Origin of the sequence: Pseudoxanthomonas sp. (assembly GCF_027498035.1) — a bacterium.
In the GTDB taxonomy this organism is placed as follows: domain Bacteria; phylum Pseudomonadota; class Gammaproteobacteria; order Xanthomonadales; family Xanthomonadaceae; genus Pseudoxanthomonas_A.
The window spans coordinates 1737158-1756891 of record NZ_CP114978.1 but is presented as its reverse complement, the minus strand read 5'-3'; the positions used below and the strand labels follow the sequence as shown (position 1 = coordinate 1756891).

At 66.5% G+C, this 19734-nt stretch carries 19 protein-coding genes; 5 read left to right on the top strand and 14 right to left on the bottom strand.

The window, feature by feature from the left end:
* The first annotated feature begins 16 nt into the window (after positions 1-16).
* Genes O8I58_RS07685 through O8I58_RS07670 form a run of 4 tightly spaced genes read left to right on the top strand, consistent with a single transcriptional unit; the run spans position 17 to position 3302 of the window.
* A complete protein-coding gene (locus O8I58_RS07685) occupies positions 17-769 on the top strand; it encodes an SDR family NAD(P)-dependent oxidoreductase (protein WP_298321990.1) in 753 nt (250 codons plus the stop codon).
* A 50-nt stretch (positions 770-819) separates the two neighbouring features.
* Complete coding sequence (locus O8I58_RS07680; RefSeq protein ID WP_298322835.1) at positions 820-1968, top strand: GDSL-type esterase/lipase family protein; 1149 nt, start codon at positions 820-822, stop codon at positions 1966-1968.
* Complete coding sequence (locus O8I58_RS07675) at positions 1965-3074, top strand: sugar kinase (protein WP_298321988.1); 1110 nt, start codon at positions 1965-1967, stop codon at positions 3072-3074. The genes O8I58_RS07680 and O8I58_RS07675 overlap by 4 nt, the downstream gene beginning before the upstream one ends.
* A 42-nt stretch (positions 3075-3116) precedes the next feature.
* Positions 3117-3302, top strand: coding sequence for a tautomerase family protein (locus O8I58_RS07670; protein WP_298321986.1), 186 nt, complete (start codon positions 3117-3119; stop codon positions 3300-3302).
* A 119-nt stretch (positions 3303-3421) separates the two neighbouring features.
* Here the strand turns inward: O8I58_RS07670 and O8I58_RS07665 are convergent, their stop codons facing one another.
* Positions 3422-3793 carry a response regulator gene (locus O8I58_RS07665; protein WP_298321984.1) on the bottom strand — a complete coding sequence of 124 codons (372 nt, stop codon included), beginning with the start codon at positions 3791-3793 and terminating at the stop codon, positions 3422-3424.
* Positions 3794-3894: 101 nt separating this feature from the next.
* On the opposite strand from O8I58_RS07665, the gene O8I58_RS07660 reads away from it, so the two are divergent.
* The gene (locus O8I58_RS07660) at positions 3895-5250 is read left to right on the top strand and encodes a PAS domain-containing hybrid sensor histidine kinase/response regulator family protein (RefSeq protein WP_298321982.1); all 1356 of its coding nucleotides are present in this window, start codon (positions 3895-3897) and stop codon (positions 5248-5250) included.
* 100 nt (positions 5251-5350) lie between these two features.
* On the opposite strand, the gene O8I58_RS07655 is transcribed toward O8I58_RS07660, so the two are convergent.
* From O8I58_RS07655 to O8I58_RS07595, 13 genes are all read right to left on the bottom strand, one after another.
* A complete protein-coding gene (locus O8I58_RS07655; protein ID WP_298321980.1) occupies positions 5351-6736 on the bottom strand; it encodes a TolC family outer membrane protein in 1386 nt (461 codons plus the stop codon).
* Between the two features lie 26 nt (positions 6737-6762).
* Positions 6763-7419 carry a protein-L-isoaspartate O-methyltransferase family protein gene (locus tag O8I58_RS07650; protein ID WP_298321978.1) on the bottom strand — a complete coding sequence of 219 codons (657 nt, stop codon included), beginning with the start codon at positions 7417-7419 and terminating at the stop codon, positions 6763-6765.
* A gap of 142 nt (positions 7420-7561) precedes the next feature.
* A complete protein-coding gene (locus O8I58_RS07645; protein WP_298321976.1) occupies positions 7562-8233 on the bottom strand; it encodes a TetR/AcrR family transcriptional regulator in 672 nt (223 codons plus the stop codon).
* A gap of 115 nt (positions 8234-8348) precedes the next feature.
* Positions 8349-9440 carry a 3-isopropylmalate dehydrogenase gene (leuB, locus tag O8I58_RS07640; RefSeq protein ID WP_298321974.1) on the bottom strand — a complete coding sequence of 364 codons (1092 nt, stop codon included), beginning with the start codon at positions 9438-9440 and terminating at the stop codon, positions 8349-8351.
* Positions 9430-10008, bottom strand: coding sequence for a 3-isopropylmalate dehydratase small subunit (gene leuD, locus O8I58_RS07635; RefSeq protein WP_298321972.1), 579 nt, complete (start codon positions 10006-10008; stop codon positions 9430-9432). Before leuD ends, leuB begins: the two co-directional genes overlap by 11 nt.
* Positions 10008-10184: a hypothetical protein gene (locus tag O8I58_RS07630; protein ID WP_298321969.1), complete on the bottom strand. Its 177-nt coding sequence runs from the start codon at positions 10182-10184 to the stop codon at positions 10008-10010. The genes leuD and O8I58_RS07630 overlap by 1 nt, the downstream gene beginning before the upstream one ends.
* Complete coding sequence (leuC, locus tag O8I58_RS07625; RefSeq protein WP_298321966.1) at positions 10184-11614, bottom strand: 3-isopropylmalate dehydratase large subunit; 1431 nt, start codon at positions 11612-11614, stop codon at positions 10184-10186. Before leuC ends, O8I58_RS07630 begins: the two co-directional genes overlap by 1 nt.
* A complete protein-coding gene (locus O8I58_RS07620) occupies positions 11611-12417 on the bottom strand; it encodes a class I SAM-dependent methyltransferase (RefSeq protein WP_298321964.1) in 807 nt (268 codons plus the stop codon). The genes leuC and O8I58_RS07620 overlap by 4 nt, the downstream gene beginning before the upstream one ends.
* A gap of 13 nt (positions 12418-12430) precedes the next feature.
* Positions 12431-13987: a 2-isopropylmalate synthase gene (locus tag O8I58_RS07615; RefSeq protein WP_298321962.1), complete on the bottom strand. Its 1557-nt coding sequence runs from the start codon at positions 13985-13987 to the stop codon at positions 12431-12433.
* 317 nt (positions 13988-14304) lie between these two features.
* Complete coding sequence (locus O8I58_RS07610; RefSeq protein ID WP_298321960.1) at positions 14305-14568, bottom strand: ACT domain-containing protein; 264 nt, start codon at positions 14566-14568, stop codon at positions 14305-14307.
* Positions 14552-16276, bottom strand: a complete 1725-nt coding sequence (ilvG, locus tag O8I58_RS07605; RefSeq protein WP_298321958.1) for an acetolactate synthase 2 catalytic subunit — start codon at positions 16274-16276, stop codon at positions 14552-14554. The genes O8I58_RS07610 and ilvG overlap by 17 nt, the downstream gene beginning before the upstream one ends.
* Positions 16273-17280 carry a ketol-acid reductoisomerase gene (ilvC, locus tag O8I58_RS07600; protein ID WP_298321956.1) on the bottom strand — a complete coding sequence of 336 codons (1008 nt, stop codon included), beginning with the start codon at positions 17278-17280 and terminating at the stop codon, positions 16273-16275. The genes ilvG and ilvC overlap by 4 nt, the downstream gene beginning before the upstream one ends.
* A 409-nt stretch (positions 17281-17689) precedes the next feature.
* Positions 17690-19624 (bottom strand): alpha/beta hydrolase family protein, encoded by a 1935-nt coding sequence (locus tag O8I58_RS07595; RefSeq protein WP_298321954.1) that lies wholly within the window; start codon positions 19622-19624, stop codon positions 17690-17692.
* Between the last annotated feature and the right edge of the window lie 110 nt (positions 19625-19734).

Genomic DNA, 19734 nt, shown 5'->3' with positions numbered 1-19734 from the left:
ACTTCAAGGACATCCCATGCAATTCAAAGACAAAGTCGCCATCGTCACCGGCGGTGGCCGCGACATCGGCCGCGAAGTTTCGATCAAGCTGGCAGCCGCCGGCGCCAAGGTCGTCGTCAATTACGCCAACGACGAGGCCAGCGCACAGGCGACAGCCGACCAGATCGCCGCCGCGGGCGGCACGGCCATCGTGCATCGTGCCGACGTCAGCGATGCCAAGGCCGTCGATGGCCTGGTCGCGGCCACGCAGGCTGCGTTCGGGCAGAAGATCGACGTGCTGGTGAACGTGGCCGGCGGCATGGTCGAACGTCGTCCGCTGGCCGACATCGACGAGGCCTTCTTCCACAAGGTCATGGACCTCAACCTGACCTCGACCTACCTGACCATCCGCGCAGTGGTTCCGCACATGGGCGAGGGGGCATCCATCGTGAACTTCGCTTCGCAAGCCGGGCGCGATGGCGGTGGTCCGGGCGCAGCGATCTATGCAACCTCCAAGGCCGGCGTGATGACCTTCACCCGCGCCATGGCCAAGGAACTCGGACCCAAGGGCATCCGCGTCAACGCGTTGTGCTGCGGCATGATCGCCACGCGCTTCCATGACGAATTCACCAAGCCGGAAGTGCGCACCGCCGTCGCAGGCGCCACGCCGCTGCGTCGCCAGGGCGATGCGGCCGAGGCGGCCGATGTCGCGGTCTACCTGGCATCGCCGGCCTCCAGCTTCATCCAGGGGGCAAACCTGGACGTCAACGGCGGCACCTACTTTTCCTGATCGCGCCTGGGAGGGCTGTCATGCGCTGGAGCATCGCAATACCGTTTCTGATGGCCGCGTGCATCGCGGCCCTGCCGGCACGTGCGCAGGTGTGGGTCCCGGCGTGGACCGCATCGCCCGCGCCCGACCGCAAGGACGGCACCCCGGACAAGCCGGTGCAGTTCGCCAACCAGACCGTGCGCCAGGACATGCGCCTGGGCACTTCGGCCAAGGCGCTGCGTTTCCGGATCAGCAACGAGCTGGGCGTGGCGCCGTTGAAGGTGAGTGCGTTGTCGGCGCAACTGGCAGGCGGCAAGGGCAAGCCGCTGCCGGTGACCTTCGACGGGCGCAACGACATCGTGGTGCCGATCGGCGCGGCGTTGCTCAGTGACCCGGTGCCGCTGTCCGTGCCAGCGATGGCTGAAGTCGCATTGACGGTCTACTTTCCCGAACCGACGATTGCCGTCGTGCGCCGCACGCCACTGCGCGTGGCCGAAGGCAAGGTCGCCGCGGTGGCCGACACGGTGAAGCTGTCCTACCTGCAGAACGTGGTTTCGGCGGTGTATGCCGAACGCGCGACCAAGCCGACGATTGTCGTGGCGCTGGGCGATTCGATCACCGAAGGCGCCACCGCGACGCGTGGCAGCCACGGACAGTGGCCTGAGCTGCTGGGCACGCGCCTGCAGCAGGTGTGCCCGGACCAGTTCGTCGTGCTCAACCAGGGCATCAGCGGCAACAAGGTGATGGATCCGGGCCGCAGCCACAGCGCGCTGGCACGCCTGGATCGCGATGTGATCGCGGTGTCGCAGGCTGACCAGGTGATCCTGTTCGAAGGCATCAATGACATCCGCCACGGCGGTGCGCCGGAGATGGTTCCGGGCCGCAATGCCGACGACATGATCCTGGCCTACCGGCAGATCGCGCAGCGCCTGCACCAGCATGGCATCAAGGCGTATGCGGCGACGATGACGCCGTTCGGTGGCTCGGAGCGCTATGAGCCGGTGTCGGCCAAGACCCGCACCACTCTCAACACCTGGATGCGCGGAAAGGACAGCGGTTTCGATGCGCTGCTCGACTTCGACAAGACCCTGCGCGATCCGACCAGACCCGAATCGCTGCCGGACAACATCACCCGCGATCACCTGCATCCCAATGACGAAGGCTACGTGCGCCTGGCCAATGCCATCGACCTGTCGCTGTTCGGCTGTCGCGCAAAATGAGTGGTGCTGAAGCCCTGTTCCCGTTGCGGCCCGCGCAGCAGCAGCGCTGGGACTGCGTGGCACTGGGCGAGGTGATGCTGCGCTTCGATCCGGGTGAAGACCGCATTCGCAGTGCGCGCAGTTTCCGGGTGTGGGAAGGCGGCGGCGAATACAACGTCGCCCGCGGCCTGCGCAGTACCTTCGGCCATCGCACCGCGGCGCTGACCGCGTTGCCGCGCAGCGAGCTGGGCGTCCTGGCCGAATCGATGATCGCCGCCAGTGGCACCGATACCGCGCAGATCCTGTGGCGCGACTACGACGGGATTGGCCGCAACACGCGTATGGGGCTGAACTTCACCGAGCGCGGCTTCGGCCTGCGTGCAGCGCTGGGTGTGTCCGATCGTGCGTACTCAGCGGCTTCGCAGATCACGCCGGAGGACTTCGACTGGGAAGCACTGTTCGGCGCGCAGGGCACGCGCTGGCTGCATACCGGTGGCATCTTTGCTGCCTTGTCGGAAAGCACGGCGCGCACGGCGGTCGCCGCCGTACGCGCCGCGCGTGCGCATGGTGTGGGTATGTCCTACGACCTCAATTACCGCGCCAGCCTGTGGAACAGCCATCCAGATCCGGATGCCGCCCAGCGCATCAACTGCGCGGTCGCCGCCGAATGCGACCTGCTGGTCGGCGACGAGTATTCCTTCGCCGCCTGCCTGGGCATGGAGGTCGCTGATCTGGGCAAGCGCAGCACGCCAATGGATCTGGTGCCGGCGCAGGCTGCGGCGCGTCGCGCGCTACAGCAGTTCCCGCGACTCAAGGCGGTGGCCTTCACCTTGCGCGATGCCAGCAATGCCTCGCGCAACGGGTGGGCCGGTGTGCTGTGCACGCGCGACAAGACCTATCTTTCGGCGCAGTACGCGGTCGACATCCTGGATCGTGTCGGTGGCGGCGATGCCTTCGTCTCTGGTCTACTGCATGGCGTGTTGTCAGGCACGGACCTGCAGCAGGCGGTGGAACTGGGCGCTGCGCACGGCGTGTTGGCCATGACCACGCCGGGCGACAACGCCATGGCCTCACTGGCGGAAGTCGAATCGGTGATGCGTGGCGAAGCCGCCGCTGCCCGCCGCTGACGACCACGACACATCCTCTAAAAATACGCAGGAACCAACGTCATGCCAGAAGTCGTCGTGTTCGCGGTCGAAGGCCGTACCGCGCAGCAGAAGAAGAACCTGATGAAGGCCATCACCGATGCGGTGGCCGAACACTTCACCGTCGATCCGGCCGGCGTGGTCGTGCAGATCGTCGAAGCGCCGCGCGATTCGAAGTCCAAGGGCGGCGTGCCTTACAGCGAACGTTAGTGGCGTCCTGCAGGGCGCGCGGATGCATTCCGGATGGACTCCGCCGCGCGACGAGGCACAAGGAAAAGTGATGCCGTCGCCAGGGTGACGACCTGCCCTGGGCGTCGTCGATGCGCTGGTCAGGAGGCCAGGTGCTTGCGCATGGCGCCGAGCAGCGCCTGGCGGTTATAGGGCTTGGCCAGGAAGGCTGCATTGCTCGGGAAGTCGCGGAAGTTGTGCAGGGCGTGTCCCGAAGTCAGGATCACCGGCAGGTGTCCATTGAGATCCGCCACCCGGCGTGCGAGCTGGAGGCCATCCATGCCGCCGGGCATGTTGATGTCACTGAAGATCAGGTCGACGTCCTGTGCCCGGGCCAGCGCATCCAGCGCCTGCATGCCGCCACTGGCCGCCATCACCCGGTAGCCCTCTGCTTCCAGGATCATCGTTGCGATCTCCCGGGCGCCCTGGTCGTCCTCGACGATGAGGATCAGCGGCGTTCTGGCAGTGGACATGGGATTTCCGGGGCAAAAGACGCTCGGAGCCTGCCTCGGTCCATGTGAAGTCGGAGTGACCCCTTCATCCGCGGTGCCGCGACTCTCTAGAATGGGCGCCGATGCCGCCGGGCGACCGCTACCGCCAGATCGTCGAGCTCTCCGAGGATTGCATCCTGGAGCTGGACGCGGACGGGCGTATCGCCTCGATCAACCGCCATGGACTGGAGATGCTGCACGCCTCGGGGCGCGACGATGTCGTGCACCGGGCCTGGCAGGATTTCTGGCCCGCAAAGATGCACACGGTGGTCGGCGAGGCGGTGCGCCGTGGCCTGGATGGGCAACAGAGCGAGTACACCGGCACCCTGACGACCCTGGGCGGGATCGAGCGCCAGTGGTCGGTGTCGATGGGGCCGCTGAGCGATGCGGCCGGCCAGGTCGAATCGCTGGTGGTGGTCGGACGCGACATCACCGAGATCCACCGCGTCGAGCAGGCCCTGCGTACGCTCAATGCGAGCCTGTCTTCCCAGCTCCAGGGCGCGGAAAGCCGCGCGATCGCCACTAGCGAGTACAACGAATACCTGGAGGCCACGCTGACCCGCACCCAGGCGATCAGCGAGCGCCTTCGCCACCACGAACTGCAGGCGCTGGAGCAGCGCGATATCGCCGAAGCGGCCCGCGCCATGGCCGAGCACACCGCCATGCAGGCGCAGAAGGGCGAGGCCATCGGTCAGCTGGTCGCCGGCATCGCCCATGACTTCAACAACATGCTGCAGACCGCGGTGGCGGCCATCAGCGTGGTGACCGATGATCCCGAAGCCCTGACGCCCCTGCAGCGCAAACTGCTGGGACGTGGCAGCGATGCGCTGGCCCATGCCACCACGGTGGCCAAGCGCCTGCTGGGCTTTGCCCGCCAGCACCCGGTGCGGGCCGAGCCGATGGATGTGCAGGATGTGGCCATCGAGATGGCCGAGCTGATGCAGCAGAGCCTGCCACCGGACGTGCAGCTGCTGGTGGAGCAGCGAGCGCAGGCGTTTCCGGTGGTCGCCGATCGCCACAGCCTCGGCCAGGCGGTGATGAACCTGTGCATCAATGCGCGGGATGCCTGCGATGGCGCTGGCCAGATCACGCTGCGTTGCGACGAAGGCAACGTGGGCGAGGCCTGGGCAACCCATGCCCGAGCCGCTGGTGATTACGTGACCCTGTCGGTGTCCGACACCGGCAGCGGCCTGAGTCAGGAAGCCATGTCGCGGCTGTTCGAACCCTACTTCACGACCAAGCCTGAGGGCCGGGGTACGGGCCTGGGTCTGGCCCAGGTGTACGCGTTGATGCGCCAGGCAGGCGGCTTCATCGATGTCGACAGCGCCGTGGGCGTGGGGACGGTGATGACGTTGTGGTTCCCGCGCGCGCATGCGGGACTGGGGCAGGGCGCATCGTCGCTATCCGAGGTCGAACCGGTGGATGACTTGCAGGCCTGAGTGCCGTGGTTTCGCGGGGGCGTGCACTGGGCGGGACTGGCGCATAAACAACAACAGCCGCGTACGCGGCTGTTGTTGTCGGTGTTGCAAAGGCCGGGAGTTACAGCTTGCTCGGCGCGCCCATGATCTTCTGGTCATCGCCGTTCAGGCGCGCATTGGCATCGGCGCTGAGCAGGGCGTTGACGTCCTGCAGGTCGGCCGCGTCCAGGGTGCCGGCTGCAGCTTCCAGCAACAGGCGGTTCTGCAGGAAGTTGTACTTGGCCAGCGAGTACTCCTGCTGTGCAGTGACCAGGTTGTTCTGGTTGGTCAGCACGTCCAGCACGGTGCGGGTGCCGACTTCCAGGCCGACCTGCGATGCGTCATAGGCGCTGCGGGCCGAAACCACGGCCGAGCGGCGGGCTTCGATCTCGCTGATGCCCGCTTCCAGCACCTGGTAGGCGCTGCGGGTATTGCGCACGACCGAGCGACGCTGCAGTTCATAGGCGTCCTGGGCTGAGTCACGCTCGGCGATCGACTGGCGCACCTGCGACTGGATCGCCCCGCCGGAGAAGATCGGGATGTCCAGGGTCACGCCGACCGAACGACCATCGGCTTGGCCACGGCTGCTGATGTTGCTGGCGGTGTTGTCGCCACCCCAGGCTGCGCTGCGGGTGTAGGCGCCGCTCAGGCTCAGGGTCGGCAGATGGCCGGCACGCGCGCCGGCAACGCCGGCTTCAGCGGACTGAACCTGCAGCTGCAGCGACTTCAGCGCTGGATTCTGGGCGATGGCGGTGTCGACCCAGCCTTCAGCGCTGTATTCGGTCGGCAGCTGCGGCTTGAAGTCGTCCGGCAGGCCGCGCAGGTTGTTGACCGGCTGGCCGGTGATCTCGGTCAGCGCCTCGTAGCTGTCCTTGAGCGTGTTGCGCTGGCTGATGACCGTGGCGCGCGCGCTGTCGTAGGACGCGCGGGCTTCATGTACGTCGGTGATCGGGGCCAGGCCCACGTCCAGGCGCTTCTGCGCGTAGTCGAACTGCTTCTGGTAAGCCGCCTCGGCCGCCTCGGCCGAGGCCAGGGTCTCGATGGCGATCAGCACGTTGAAGTAGGCGGCGGAGGTGCGGGTGATCAGCGAGTCGTTGGCCGAATCCAGGTCGAAGTCAGCCGACTGGCTCAGCGCGTTCTGGGCCCTGACCGTGGCGTAGGAGCTGAAATCCACCAGCTTCTGGCTCAGGTTGACCGCGTAGTCGCGCGAGCGGGGGCTCTCCACCCAGTCGCCACCGTGGGTGACCTTGGCGCTGGAGCGGCCAAGCGAGGCCGTGCCATTGACCTGCGGCAGCAGTGTTGCGCGTGCCTGGACGACGCCTTCCTTCTGCGACAGCCGGCTGGCTTCAGCCTGGGCCAGCGTCGGGTCGCCGTTGCGGGCCATTTCGTAGGTCTGCATCAGGTCTGCGGCCGAAGCAGCGGACGGCAGCGCCAACGCGAGTGCGAGAACGAGGGGAAGACGGCTCATCGGGAGTCCTTGAAGGTTTGTGGCGCTCAAAAAACGAATGTCGCAACCGGGGAGGCCCCGGTCAGGTAAGGCAGGTCGGTTTCGAACAGCGACTCGACGCGCGGGCCGGTAGTTTCGTTGTGGATCAGCACCGCTTCCATCACCGGCGAGCGGCCGCGCACCACGAACAGGCGGCCGCCCGGACGCAGCCAGCGCAGGAATGATGCCGGCAGCGTGTCGACCGCGGCGGTGACGCAGACCACGTCGAACTGGCGGTCGCTGGTCCAGGTCAGGGCGTCGGCAGTTTCGATCCGCACGTTGCTGCCAAGGCCGGCGGTGTCCAGGTTGGCCTGCGCGGTGGCGGCCAGGTCCGGGTGCAGTTCCAGGCTGACCACTTCGCGGCCCAGCGTGGCCAGGCAGGCGGTCATGAAGCCACTGCCAGTGCCGATTTCCAGCACGTCCTCGCCTTCCTGCACATCCAGCGCCTGCAGCGTGCGGCCTTCGATGACCGGTTTCATCATGCGCTGGTCATGGCTCAGCGGCAGTTCGATGTCGGCATAGGCCAGGGCGCTGTACGCCGGTGGCACGAAGGTTTCGCGCGGCAGTGTGGCCAGGGTTTCGAGGACGCGGTTGTCCAGCACGTCCCAGGGACGAATCTGCTGTTCCACCATGTTCTCGCGGGCTTGGGCGTAATTGATCGTCATGGGCGTGCTTTGTAGGGGGTGTTCTAGGGCGCGGGGCCTAGCATTCTAGCGGTGCAGGGCACGTCCGGCATGATCAGGATGGCCGCGCAGGGCAGCCGCGACGCAGTGCCGGAAGTCATCGGGACTGTGGGCATGGGGTTGCTCAACGCACGGCGTAGGCACGCAGGAACATGTCCACGGTCGCGTCCAGGTGGCGTTCGACCTCGTTTTCCACCGGGCCGCAGACGCCGCACATCATCCGCGCGTACAGCTCGCCCTTGAGCAGGGTGAAGAACTGCTTGGCTGCGGTATCGACGTCGGGGATCTCCACCAGCCCGTCCTCCATCGCCGTGCGCAGGAATGCGGCAAAGGCATCGTGGGTGCGCTGCGGGCCTGCTTCCCAGAAGATCTGGCGCAGGCCCTGGTCGGCCTGGCCGGGGGTCAGCATGATCCGGTGGGTACTGATGGCCCCGTCGCTGACCATCAGCTTGAAAAGGCCGTCGGCGATCTGGCGCAGCTGGCCGCGCAGGCTGCCATCGGCCTGCACCTTGAAGAAATCATCCGGCAGCATTTCTTCGCACAGGGTGCGGATCGACTCGGAAAACAGCGATTCCTTGTCGCCGAAATGGCTGTAGACGGTGAGCTTGGAGACGCCGGCTTCGGCCGCGATGCGGTCCATGCTGACTCCGGCGAAGCCTTCACGGGCGAACAGGGCCTTGGCGGCATCCAGGATCGCGGCGCGCTTGGCCAGGTCCTTGGGACGGCCAGGGCCGGACGGCGCACGGGCGGTGCGTTCGTGGTCGGGGGATGAAGGGCTGGGAGCTTGCGGGGCCATCCGCTAATACTAGACTAGGCGGTTCGATATTTACAGTCTCGGGCAGCCGGAACTGGCATGCCCGTCATTGTTTCGTCAGCTTCCGCGGGCGTTACCGGGACGCCCGCGGGCCGGGTCAGTCGCGCAGGTCGGCGACGAAGCAGTGGATGTCCAGCTGCTCCATCACGGCGTCGGTCGCCTGCAGGGTGGACAGGGCGATGTCCGGGCTGGCCAGGTCGGCAGTGAAGGCGCGGGTGTCCAGGGCGGCGCTGACGGCGCGTTCGATGCACTGGGCTTCGTCTTCCAGGCCCAGTGAATGCCGCAACAGCATGGCTGCCGACAGGATCGTCGCGTAGGGGTTGGCGATGCCCTTGCCGGCGATGTCGGGGGCCGAACCGTGGATCGGTTCATAGATCCCGACCTTGCCTTCCTGGCCCAGCGAGGCCGACGGCAGCAGGCCCAACGAACCGGCCAGCATCGACGCTTCATCGGTGAGGATGTCGCCGAACATGTTCTCGGTGACGATCACGTCGTACTCGCGCGGCTTGGCCAGCAGGTGCATCGCCATCGAGTCGACCAGCTGGTGCTCCAGCTCGACGTCCGGGAACTCTTCGCGGCCGATGCGCGTGGCCACGTCACGCCACAGGCGCGAGGTCTCCAGCACATTGGCCTTGTCCACCGAGGTGACCTTGCCGCGGCGGGCCTTGGCCAGCTGGAAGGCGCTGCGCAGGACGCGCTCGATCTCGGCCACCGAATAGCTGCACAGGTCGCTGGCGGCATCGGCGGTGCGGGTCTTCTCGCCGAAGTAAATGCCGCCGGTGAGTTCGCGCACCACCATGATGTCCACGCCGGTCAGCAGGTGTGGCTTGATCGGTGAGGCATCCAGCGCGGCTGGGTGCGGACGCACCGGGCGGAGGTTGGCGAACAGGCCAAGCGCGCGGCGGATCGCCAGCAGGCCCTGCTCCGGACGCACCTTGGCATTGGGGTCGGACCACTTCGGCCCGCCGACCGCGCCGAGCAGCACCGCATCGGCCTTCTGGCAGGCGATGGTGGTGGATTCCGGCAATGGCACGCCATGGCGGTCGATGGCGATGCCACCGATGTCGTGCTCGGCGAAGGTGAAGTCGTGACCGTGGCGCTTGGCGACGGCCTTCAGGACGGTGACCGCGGCAGCGGCCACTTCCGGACCAATGCCGTCACCGGGCAGGACGACGATGTCAGCGTGCATGGGAAGCCTCGTAACGTGCGATATCGGGTGCGCGGGCCAGCAGGTAGCCCAGTTCGTCCACGCCCTGCAGCAGGCAGGTCTGGGAGAACCCGTCCAGCGGGAAGGTGTAGCAGCGGCCATCGGGCGTGCGCAGTTCGCGCGCGGCCACGTCGATGGTCAGTTCGTCATCCGGACGCTCCATCAGCGCCTGCACGTCGGCTTCGGCCAGCACGATCGGGATCAGTCCGTTCTTCAGGCTGTTGTTGCGGAAGATGTCGGCGATCTCGCTGGACACCACCGCCTTCAGGCCCAGGTCGGTCAGTGCCCACGGCGCGTGTTCGCGCGAGGAGCCGCAGCCGAAGTTGCGTCCGGCCAGCAGGATCTGTCGGCCGGCGTTTTCAGGCTGGTTGAAGGCGAATTCCGGATTCGGCACGCCTTCACTCTTCCAGCGCCAGTCGTTGAACGCGAACCGGCCCAGGCCGGCGCGTTCGGTGGTGGACAGGAAGCGTGCCGGGATGATCTGGTCGGTGTCGATGTTGCTCGAACGCAGCACCACGGCTTGCGAGGTAACGGTCTGCAGGCCGGCCATTACACGGCCTCCTGCGCGTCTTCGACGGGCGGCGTGACCACGATCTCGGCGGCGCTGGCGGCCAGGGCTTCGGCCTGCGGTCGCAGCGGCGTGTCGCGGATGCTGCGGGCCAGTGCGCTGGCCACGGTAGCGGAAAAGGCCACGCTGGCGGCCTGGGTGGTTTCGGGGCTGGACATCACGCCACTTCCTTCTGTGGATTTGCTTCGAACATCTCGCGCACATCGGCCACGCGGCCCTGCACCGCCGACCACGCCGCGCCCAGCGGTGAGGCCAGCAACGTGCGCGAGCCGGGGCCCTGGCGGCCTTCGAAATTACGGTTGCTGGTGGACACGGCCAGCTCGCCCGGGGCGACCAGGTCGCCATTCATGGCGATACACATTGAGCAGCCCGACTCGCGCCACTGCGCGCCAGCGGCGCGGACGATGACGTCGATGCCTTCGGCTTCGGCCTGGCGCTTGACGATCTCCGAACCCGGCACCACCAGCATGCGCACGCCATCGGCGACCTTGCGCCCGGCCAGCACGCGGGCCACGTCGCGCATGTCGCTCAGGCGGCCGTTGGTGCAAGAACCGACGAACACCACGTCGACCTTGGCGCCGGCCACGGCATGACCGGCCTCGAAGCCCATGTAGGCCAGCGATTTCTGCGCGGCGGCATCGTTGGTGGCTGGGATCGGCGCGTCGATGGCGATCGCCGTGCCTGGATGGGTGCCCCAGGTCATGGTCGGGCGGATGTCGGCCGCGTCGATCACCACGCTGGCGTCGAAGGTCGCGCCCTCATCGCTGCGCAGGGTCTTCCAGTAGTCGACGGCGGCATCGAAGTCGGCGCCCTTCGGCCCACGCGGGGTGGCTGCGACGTAGTCGAAGGTGACCTGGTCCGGGGCGACCATGCCGGCACGAGCGCCGGCTTCGATCGACATGTTGCATAGGGTCATGCGCTGCTCCATGTCCATCGCCTCGATGGTGGAGCCGCGATATTCCAGTACGTAGCCGGTGCCGCCGTTGACGCCGATCACGCCGATGATGTGCAGGACCACATCCTTGGCGCCCACGCCCGGCGCCAGCGGACCGTTGACCGTGATCGACATGGTCCTGGGCTTGCGCTGCAGCAGGCACTGGGTGGCCAGTACGTGGCCGACTTCACTGGTGCCGATGCCGAAGGCCAGCGAGCCGAACGCGCCATGGGTGGAGGTGTGGCTGTCGCCGCAGACGATCGTCATGCCCGGCTGGGTGAAGCCCTGTTCCGGCGCGATCACATGGACGATGCCGCGGTTGTCCGAGCCCATGTCGAACAGCTCGATGCCGTACTGGGCGCAGTTGGCTTCCAGCGTCTCGACCTGCTTCTCCGCGGCGGCGGTGTAGTAGGGCAGCTTGCCGTCTGCATTGCGGGGCAAGGTCGGCGTGGAATGGTCCATCGTCGCCTTGGTGCGGTCCGGGCGATGTGGCGCGATGCCGCGCGCGCGCAGTTCGGTGAAGGCCTGCGGCGAGGTCACTTCGTGGATCAGGTGCAGGTCGATGTAGAGGACCGCAGGCGCGGTGTCGCTCTCCGGGATCACGACGTGCGCGTCCCACAGTTTTTCGAACAGGGTGCGGGGGGCTGGGCTCATTGTGGATTGCCTTGCTTGAAATCGGAGGTGGTGGCATGCGCGACGAAGCGCAGGCGCACGTAATCGGCGTGCCAGCGGCCGTGCGTGTCGCACAGGGCCGGGCGCAGCAGGGTTTCGGTGTCTTCCAGCACGCGTTGGCGCACCTGGGCATCGACATCAGCCAGGAACGGATCGGCGAAGGTCCGCAGCCAGCCGGCGATGCCGGTGGGCAGTGGCGTCGGGCGCGGGATCAGCGCGATCTGCTCGACCTCGAAACCGTGTTCCTGCAGCAGCGCGGTGTATTCGTCGGCGGTCGGGAAGAACCAGGCGAAGGTCGGCTCGCCCGCATCGTTGGCGCACAGCGCGGCACGCATCGCGGTGACGATGGCGGCGACATTGCCGTGGCCACCGAATTCACCGACGAAACGGCCGCCGGGCTTCAACGCGCGCTGCACGCCGGTCAGCACGGCGTTGGGTTCGCGCATCCAGTGCAGGGCCGCATTGCTGAAGACCGCATCGAAGCGGTTGTCGAAAGCCAGCGCGTGGCCGTCCATCACGTGCGCGTCGACACCGCGCTCCACCGCCGCGGCGATCAGCTCGGGCGAGGCGTCGACGCCGATGACGCGTGCGCCGCTGGCCGCCAGCTGCGCGGTCAGCACGCCGTCGCCGCAGCCCAGGTCCAGGATGCGTTCGCCCGGCTGGGCCGCAAGCAGTTCCGCGACCGGTGCGCCGAGCGTCGGCACGAAGCCGGCGTCGTGCGCGTAGCGGGTTGCGTTCCAGGTCTGGCCGGCGGCGGCCGTGGGCGATGTGGTGTTGGTGGTCATGGCAGGGACGGGATCAGGCAGCCGCGGCTTCGGAGGGCGTGGCGGGACTGGTCTGGCGCGCGCGCAACAGACGGTTGGCCACGTCGAGCCAGGCCAGGGCGCTGGCTTCGATGATGTCCTTGCTGGTGCCGGTGCCTTCGTACTCCACGCCTTCATGGCGTACCGACAGGCTGGCTTCGCCGCGCGCATCGGTGCCGATGCCGACGCTGTGCACCTGGTAGCTGTCCAGGGTCAGCTGCACGCCGGTGGCCGCGGACAGCGCGCCGAACAAGGCATCGACCGGGCCGTTCCCCTGCGCGGTTTCGGCCACGCGGTTGCCGTCCGGGTCGGACAGTTCGACCAGTGCGTTGGCGCGGTTGCCGACATCGGAAATCGTCATCGACGACAGCCGGTAGCCTTCGCTGACGCTGGCGTCCTGCATCAGGGTCTGCAGGTCGGCGTCGTTGACCACGCGCTGCTTCTCGCATAGGGCCTTGAACTGTTCGAACACCAGTTTCAGTTCGTCCTCTTCCAGCAGGTAGCCCAGCGCACGCAGGCGCGCTTCGACCGCGGCGCGGCCGCTGTGGCGACCCAGCACCATCTGCGTGTCCGGCCAGCCCACGTCCTGCGGCAGCATGATTTCGTAGGTGCCGCGATGGCGCAGCATGCCGTGCTGGTGGATGCCCGACTCGTGCGCGAACGCATTGGCGCCGACGATGGCCTTGTTGCGCTGGACCGGCATGCCGACCAGGCGCTGCAGCAGCTGCGAAGTGGGCACGATGCGGCGCGTGTCCACACCGGTGTCCAGGTTGTAGAAGGCGTTGCGTACCTTCAGCGCCATCACGATTTCCTCGATCGAACAGTTGCCGGCGCGTTCGCCGATGCCGTTGATCGAGCCTTCCACCTGGCGCGCGCCACCTTCGATGGCGGCCAGCGAGTTGGCCACGGCCAGGCCCAGGTCGTTGTGGCAGTGGGTGCTGAAGATTACGTCGCGGGCGCCGGGCACCGTGGCGATGATCCGCGAGAACATGCCGCGGATTTCTTCCGGCGTGGTGAAGCCAACGGTGTCGGGCAGGTTGATCGTGGTGGCACCGGCGGCAATCGCGGTCTTGACCACTTCGATCAGGAAGTCCTCTTCGGTGCGGGTCGCGTCCTCGGCCGAGAACTCGACATCGTCCACGCCGGCGCGCGCCAGGCGCACGTGCGTGTCGATCGATGCCAGCACCTGCTCCTTGGTGATGCGCAGCTTGTGCTCGCGGTGCAGCGGGCTGGTGGACAGGAACAGGTGCAGGCGCGGCTTGGCGGCAGCCTCCAGCGAGCGCAGCGAGGTCTCGATGTCGCCGGGCAGGCAGCGCGACAGCACCGCCAGGGTTGGCGTGCGGATTTCGCGTGCGATCAGCGTCATGGCTTCGCGGTCGGACTGCGAGCTGGCCGGGAAGCCGGTCTCGATGACGTCCACGCCCAGCTCGGCCAGGCCGCGGGCCATGACCAGCTTCTGCTGCGGCGACATGCTGCAACCGGGGGACTGCTCGCCGTCGCGCAGGGTGGTGTCGAAAATGCGTACGTTGTCGGTCTGGATATTGGTATTCATGCGATGGATTCCTCTACGGCTTCGGCCGTCCTGACGGCGATGGGGCGGCGTGTTGTTTGCAGCGGGGTGGCGTCGGGAGGAGGGGGGAGCGGTGGGTCTTCTGGGCGATTGCGGGTGTGGAGGCCACGTTGACTTCGCGACCATGGCCGCGTGTCACCCAGGCGTGCGGCCAGCGCATCGGCGCCGGCAACCTGACGGTCACCAGCGCGATGGGGGATGTTGCCGGTGCGGCCGTTGTCAGGCATTGCGGCACGTAACGCGGTGGAGTGCGAGAAGACCCCTCCGTACAGCGGGTTCCGAGGGAACAGCGGACATCTTCATGCCGCTACTCCGGTCTGTACCATGGCCGCAGCGGCCACCCCGACGGTGACCGACTCGCAGTCGTACACCTTTTCCAGCTGGTGGCGCAGGGTTTCGGCCGGGCGCGTGCTGTCCACCTGCATCTGCAGGCGCCAGCGTCCATCGGCATGTGGCGTGGCATGCACGTCGCGCAGGACGAAGCCGCGGCGTTCCACCATGCCGATCACGCGCACCAGGGCGCCTTCGGCCGGTTTCACGATCAGATCAAGCCGGTATTGCATGGGACGTAGGCTCCGTGGCGGCCTTTGCGGGGTTGGATTCCAGCATCGAGCTGTTGGCGTGGTTGGGCGGCACCAGCGGCCAGACGTTGGCCTTGATGTCGATGACCACATGCAGCAGGGCTGGACCGGGCGTGGCCAGCAGTTCGGCCAGGGCGTCGTCGACCTGATCGCGCACTTCGATGCGACGGGCTGGAATGCCGAACACCTTGGCCAGCGCGGCGAAGTCCGGGTTGTCGGACAGGTCGATCTCGCTGTAGCGCTCGGCGAAGAACAGCTCCTGCCACTGGCGGACCATGCCCAGCGCGGAATTGTCCAGCAGCACGATCTTCACCGGCAGCTTGCAGCGGGCGATGGTGGTCAGCTCCTGCACGTTCATCATGAAACCGCCATCGCCATTGACCAGCACGACCGTGCGATTCGGTTCGGCGAACTGCGCGCCCATCGCTGCCGGCAGGCCGAAGCCCATCGTGCCCAGCGCGCCGCTGGTCAGGTGGTTGCGCGGGTGGTTGAACTTGCAGTGCTGGGCCACCCACATCTGATGCTGGCCGACATCGGAAGTGATGATCGCGTCCGAAGGTGCCACTTCACTCAGTCGCTTCAACAGGGCCGGTGCGTAGATGTCGGTGCCCGGCGCGTCGTAACGGAAGCCGAAGCGTTCGCGGTTGCTGGCGCAGCGTGCCTTCCAGGCGAAACAGGTGCTGCGTGCGCTGCCCAGCGCCTGCAGGCCGGTGGCCACGTCGCCGGGAATGGCAACGTTGGCCGTGCGCAGCTTGGAGATCTCGTAGGCATCGGCATCCAGGTGGATGACGCGGGCGAACGGAGCGAACTCGGCCAGCTTGCCGGTGGCGCGGTCGTCGAAGCGCGCACCGACCACGATCAGCAGGTCGCTTTCCTGCACGGCCATGTTGGCCGCGCGGGTGCCGTGCATGCCCAGCATGCCCAGGTAGTTGGGATGGTTGGCGGGCAGGGCGCCCAGGCCGCGCAGGGTCAGCACGGTCGGGATGCCGCTGGCTTCGACGAACTGGCGGAAGGCCTCGACCGCATTGCCCAGGGCGATCCCGCCGCCGCCGTAGATCACCGGCTTTTCCGCACTGGCAATCGCGGCCAGTGCATCGGCGATCGCATCGGCCGCCGGTGCCGGTGGCGGTTCGACCGCAGCAGGCACGTGGTCAGGCAGATGCGAGGCATCGGTGATCTGCACGTCCTTGGGCAGGTCGATCAGGACCGGCCCGGGACGGCCCTCGCGCGCAATGCGGAAGGCTTCGGCGAACACATGCGGCAGTTCATCGACGCTGCGCACCAGGAAGCTGTGCTTGACGATCGGCATGGTCATGCCGAACACGTCCAGCTCCTGGAAGGCATCGGTGCCGATCAGGGGCGTGGCGACCTGGCCGGTCAGACACACCATCGGCACCGAATCCAGCATCGCATCGGCGATGCCGGTGACCAGGTTCGACGCGCCCGGGCCGGAGGTGGCCACGCACACGCCGACCTTGCCGGAGGCGCGCGCGAAACCGTTGGCGGCCAGTGCCGCACCCTGCTCGTGGCGGACCAGGATGTGCTTCAGCTTTGAATCCACCAGCGCGTCGTAGAACGGCATGATGGTGCCGCCCGGGTAGCCGAAGATCGTTTCCACGCCCTCGGTTTCCAGGGCGTGAGCGATCCAGCGGGCGCCATTGCGTGGGGCAGTGGCGACAGTCGCGTTCATGCGGCTGCGGCCTGGTTTGTTGCCTTCGGTGCGTTGTCAGCCAGCCACACCATCTTGGCGCGCAGCTGCTTGCCGACCACTTCGATCGGATGCTCCATGTCGGCCTGCTTGAATTTGTTGTAGTTCGGCAGGCCGGCTTCGTACTCGGCGACCCAGTTCTTGGTGAACGTGCCGTCCTGGATGTCGGTCAGGATGTCCTTCATGCGCGCCTTGGTGTCGGCGTCGATCACACGCGGGCCGCTGACGTAGTCGCCGTACTGCGCGGTTTCGGAGATGAACTCCAGCATGCGGGTGATGCCGCCTTCGTAGAACAGGTCCACGATCAGCTTCAGTTCGTGCAGCACTTCGTAATAGGCGATTTCCGGCTGGTAGCCAGCTTCGACCAGCGTTTCGAAACCGGCCTGGACCAGCGACGAGGCGCCGCCGCACAGCACGGCCTGCTCGCCGAACAGGTCGGTCTCGGTCTCTTCCTTGAACGTGGTCTTGATGATGTTGGCGCGCGCACCGCCCAGGCCGGCGGCGTAGGACAGGGCGAACTGCTCGGCCTGGCCGGACTTGTCCTGGTAGACGGCGTAGATGCACGGCACGCCGCGGCCGATTTCATATTCGCGGCGGACCAGCGCGCCCGGGCCCTTCGGCGCGACCAGGACCACGTCCAGGTCTGCGCGCGGCTCGACCATGCCGAAATGCACGTTCAGGCCGTGGGCGAACAGCAATACCGCGCCCTGCTTCATGTTCGGGGCCAGCACGTCGTAGTACAGGGTCTTCTGGACCATGTCCGGGGTCAGCACGGCGACCAGGTCGGCGTCCTTCACCGCTTCGGCCGGGGTCTTGACCAGGAAGCCGTCGGCCTTGGCCTTGGCTTCGGTCGGGCCGCCTGGACGCAGGCCGACCGTCACATCGAAGCCCGACTCACGCAGGTTCATCGCATGGGCGCGGCCCTGGCTGCCGTAACCGACGATGGCGATGGTGGGCTGGGGAAGATTGGAGGTCGAAGCGGTCATTGAGGCAGTCCTGTGGGTCGGTCGAAGGTTGGTGGTGAAACTTTTCTTGGGGGCTGAAAGCACGAAACCCCGCACTTCGCAGTGCGGGGTTTCGTAGGATTTCGTGTGATTCTTGCTTACACGTCCGTACGTTCCGCACCGGTGGGCGAGGGAATAAGTACGAGCACGAGGAGCGAGGCCGCGGCGGGCGCGGTCTGCAGGATCTGGTGCGGGTGACGGCTGTTCTTCATGAGGACGGCAGAAAAACATGGGCTTGCAGGGGCTGTCAAGCGCTGATTTTTGTTTCTTTGGCAACCATGGTGCTGTGCCAGCGCATTAACACGCAGCATCTACCTGCGGCGCGTGGTCAAGGCTGGTACCGCGGCCGAAGAAGGAGGGCGCCGGTGCAGGCTGTGCCGGCGTTCCTGCCTCAGGGGCTGGCCGTGCCGATGTGCGCGTCCAGGAAGGCTTCCAGCGTTTTGAACCAGGTGACGTTGTTGGCTTCACTGTAGAACCCATGGCCTTCCTTGGGCACGGATAGCCACTGCGGCGGATTGCCTGCCGCCGTCAGCGCCGCGCGCATGGCCTTGGCCTGGGCGAACGGCGCGCGTTGGTCGTCCTCGCCGTGTGCCAGCAGGACGGGGATCTTGATCCTGGAGGCCAGGCTGACCGGCGAGTTGGCATCCAGCGCGGCCTGGTCGCGTCCGATCACGCGCTGCAGGTAGTGGCGGCCGGATTCGGTCGTCCGGATGTCGCCCTTGTTGTACATCATGTCCAGGTCGTAGATGCCGGCCAGGCCCACGGCGCACTGGAACATGCCCGGCGCGCGTGCCGCGGTCATCATCGCCGAATAGCCGCCGAAGCTGCCGCCATACACGCAGATCCGCTTCGGATCGCTCATGCCCTGGTCGATCGTCCAGCGGACCCCGTCGAGCAGGTCATCCTGGATGCGCGTTCCCCACTTGAGGTAGCCGGCTTCCTGGAAGGCATAGCCGCGTCCGCTGCTGCCGCGATAGTTGACCTGCAGCACCAGATAGCCACGGCTGGCCAGGAACTGGGCGTCGGTATCGAAATCCCAGTCGTCCTCGACACCGTGCGGTCCACCGTGCGGCAGCAGCACCATCGGTAGATTCTTCGGGTCAGAGACGCCGGCGGGCAAGGTCAGGATGGCTTCCAGCACCTTGCCGTCGCTAGTCGTGAAGCGTTGCGAGCGGCGCTCGCCCATCCGGGCCGGATCGATGCCCTCGCGTTGGGTCAGCAAGCGATTCAGTTTGTTGTCGCTGCGTGTGAGCAGGTACCAGGCGCCCGGATCCTTGTCACTGGTGATGGCGATCAGGATCACCTGGCCGTCCTGGCTCTGGTTGATGAATTCCACGTGCTTGCCGGGCAGTGCCTGGGTCAATTGCTGATGCAACTGGGCATCGGCCGAACTGGTGTCGAAGTACGTGAACTTCACTGGCCCGCGCCCGGTCCGGGCCGCGAACGGCACGCCCGGCGTATGGGTCCATTGCAGATCGCCGACGCTGGCGAAGTCATCCTTGGCCAGCACCTGGCGATTGCCGCCCTGCAGGTCGCTGCGCACCAGCTGGGTCGGGCCATTGTGATGCGTGAGCCAGCCATAGACCTGGGTATCGTCGGGCGAGAAAGCGAACGGCTGCCACAGTTCTTCGCTGGTGGCGGACATCGGCTGCCAGGTGTTGTTGTTCGAGCGATAGATCAGCGGGTTGTCGTCGACATCGGTGCCGACCGCAAAGCGGGCCTTGCCGGTGTGATCCAGCACGAAGTCCAGGTCCGGCTTGTCGATGTCCGCGACCAGATGGAAGGAGAGCTTCACGCTATCCACGTCGTAGACCATCGAACGGCGTGTCTCCAGCGAAAGCTGGCGCAGGTAGAAGTGGCCGTTCGGCACTTCCGGCACGCCTTCGATGTAGCCAAAGCCGCGGTCGAGCGTGGACATGGCCGCGCGCTGTTCGTAGCCATAGACGTATTTCTGGTTGGTGCCGTCGAAGTTGCTGGCGATGACTTCGCCCGACGGGCGCGGCTTTTCCAGCGTGCCGATCCTGCGGCCCTTGGCGATTACCAGGCGCTGGTTGCTCACCCATTCGACCTGGTAGGCCATCTCGAAACGTGGGAATTTGAGCAGCGCGGTCTGGGTCATGTCGGCGATCCGATAGACCGCCAGGGCAGAGCGTCCCTCGTCCATGTCCACCGACACCGACAGGTATTTGCCGTCGGGCGAGAGTCGTGGCGATTCCATCTTGCTGAATTTCGCGAACGCCTCGACCGGTACCGGCTCGGCGGCCATGGCGCCCAGGCAGGCGCCGCCCATCAGCGCGGCCAGAACGGCCCGCCTCCATGCACGCATTGTCTTTCCCCTGTCGAAAATGTCAGTTCGATTCCCGAGCGAAAAATAGCGCAAAGATGTCCTGCAGTGAATATGCCGAAAGATGAAATACGTGCCGGCGCCAGCGACAA

Excerpts from the sequence above, each read along its gene's own strand:
- O8I58_RS07685 (WP_298321990.1), top strand. The coding sequence starts at position 17 with ATGCAATTCAAAGACAAAGTCGCCATCGTCACCGGCGGTGGCCGCGAC.
- O8I58_RS07680 (WP_298322835.1), top strand. The coding sequence starts at position 820 with ATGGCCGCGTGCATCGCGGCCCTGCCGGCACGTGCGCAGGTGTGGGTC.
- O8I58_RS07675 (WP_298321988.1), top strand. The coding sequence starts at position 1,965 with ATGAGTGGTGCTGAAGCCCTGTTCCCGTTGCGGCCCGCGCAGCAGCAG.
- O8I58_RS07670 (WP_298321986.1), top strand. The coding sequence starts at position 3,117 with ATGCCAGAAGTCGTCGTGTTCGCGGTCGAAGGCCGTACCGCGCAGCAG.
- O8I58_RS07665 (WP_298321984.1), bottom strand. The coding sequence starts at position 3,793 with ATGTCCACTGCCAGAACGCCGCTGATCCTCATCGTCGAGGACGACCAG.
- O8I58_RS07660 (WP_298321982.1), top strand. The coding sequence starts at position 3,895 with ATGCCGCCGGGCGACCGCTACCGCCAGATCGTCGAGCTCTCCGAGGAT.
- O8I58_RS07655 (WP_298321980.1), bottom strand. The coding sequence starts at position 6,736 with ATGAGCCGTCTTCCCCTCGTTCTCGCACTCGCGTTGGCGCTGCCGTCC.
- O8I58_RS07650 (WP_298321978.1), bottom strand. The coding sequence starts at position 7,419 with ATGACGATCAATTACGCCCAAGCCCGCGAGAACATGGTGGAACAGCAG.
- O8I58_RS07645 (WP_298321976.1), bottom strand. The coding sequence starts at position 8,233 with ATGGCCCCGCAAGCTCCCAGCCCTTCATCCCCCGACCACGAACGCACC.
- leuB (WP_298321974.1), bottom strand. The coding sequence starts at position 9,440 with ATGCACGCTGACATCGTCGTCCTGCCCGGTGACGGCATTGGTCCGGAA.
- leuD (WP_298321972.1), bottom strand. The coding sequence starts at position 10,008 with ATGGCCGGCCTGCAGACCGTTACCTCGCAAGCCGTGGTGCTGCGTTCG.
- O8I58_RS07630 (WP_298321969.1), bottom strand. The coding sequence starts at position 10,184 with ATGTCCAGCCCCGAAACCACCCAGGCCGCCAGCGTGGCCTTTTCCGCT.
- leuC (WP_298321966.1), bottom strand. The coding sequence starts at position 11,614 with ATGAGCCCAGCCCCCCGCACCCTGTTCGAAAAACTGTGGGACGCGCAC.
- O8I58_RS07620 (WP_298321964.1), bottom strand. The coding sequence starts at position 12,417 with ATGACCACCAACACCACATCGCCCACGGCCGCCGCCGGCCAGACCTGG.
- O8I58_RS07615 (WP_298321962.1), bottom strand. The coding sequence starts at position 13,987 with ATGAATACCAATATCCAGACCGACAACGTACGCATTTTCGACACCACC.
- O8I58_RS07610 (WP_298321960.1), bottom strand. The coding sequence starts at position 14,568 with ATGCAATACCGGCTTGATCTGATCGTGAAACCGGCCGAAGGCGCCCTG.
- ilvG (WP_298321958.1), bottom strand. The coding sequence starts at position 16,276 with ATGAACGCGACTGTCGCCACTGCCCCACGCAATGGCGCCCGCTGGATC.
- ilvC (WP_298321956.1), bottom strand. The coding sequence starts at position 17,280 with ATGACCGCTTCGACCTCCAATCTTCCCCAGCCCACCATCGCCATCGTC.
- O8I58_RS07595 (WP_298321954.1), bottom strand. The coding sequence starts at position 19,624 with ATGCGTGCATGGAGGCGGGCCGTTCTGGCCGCGCTGATGGGCGGCGCC.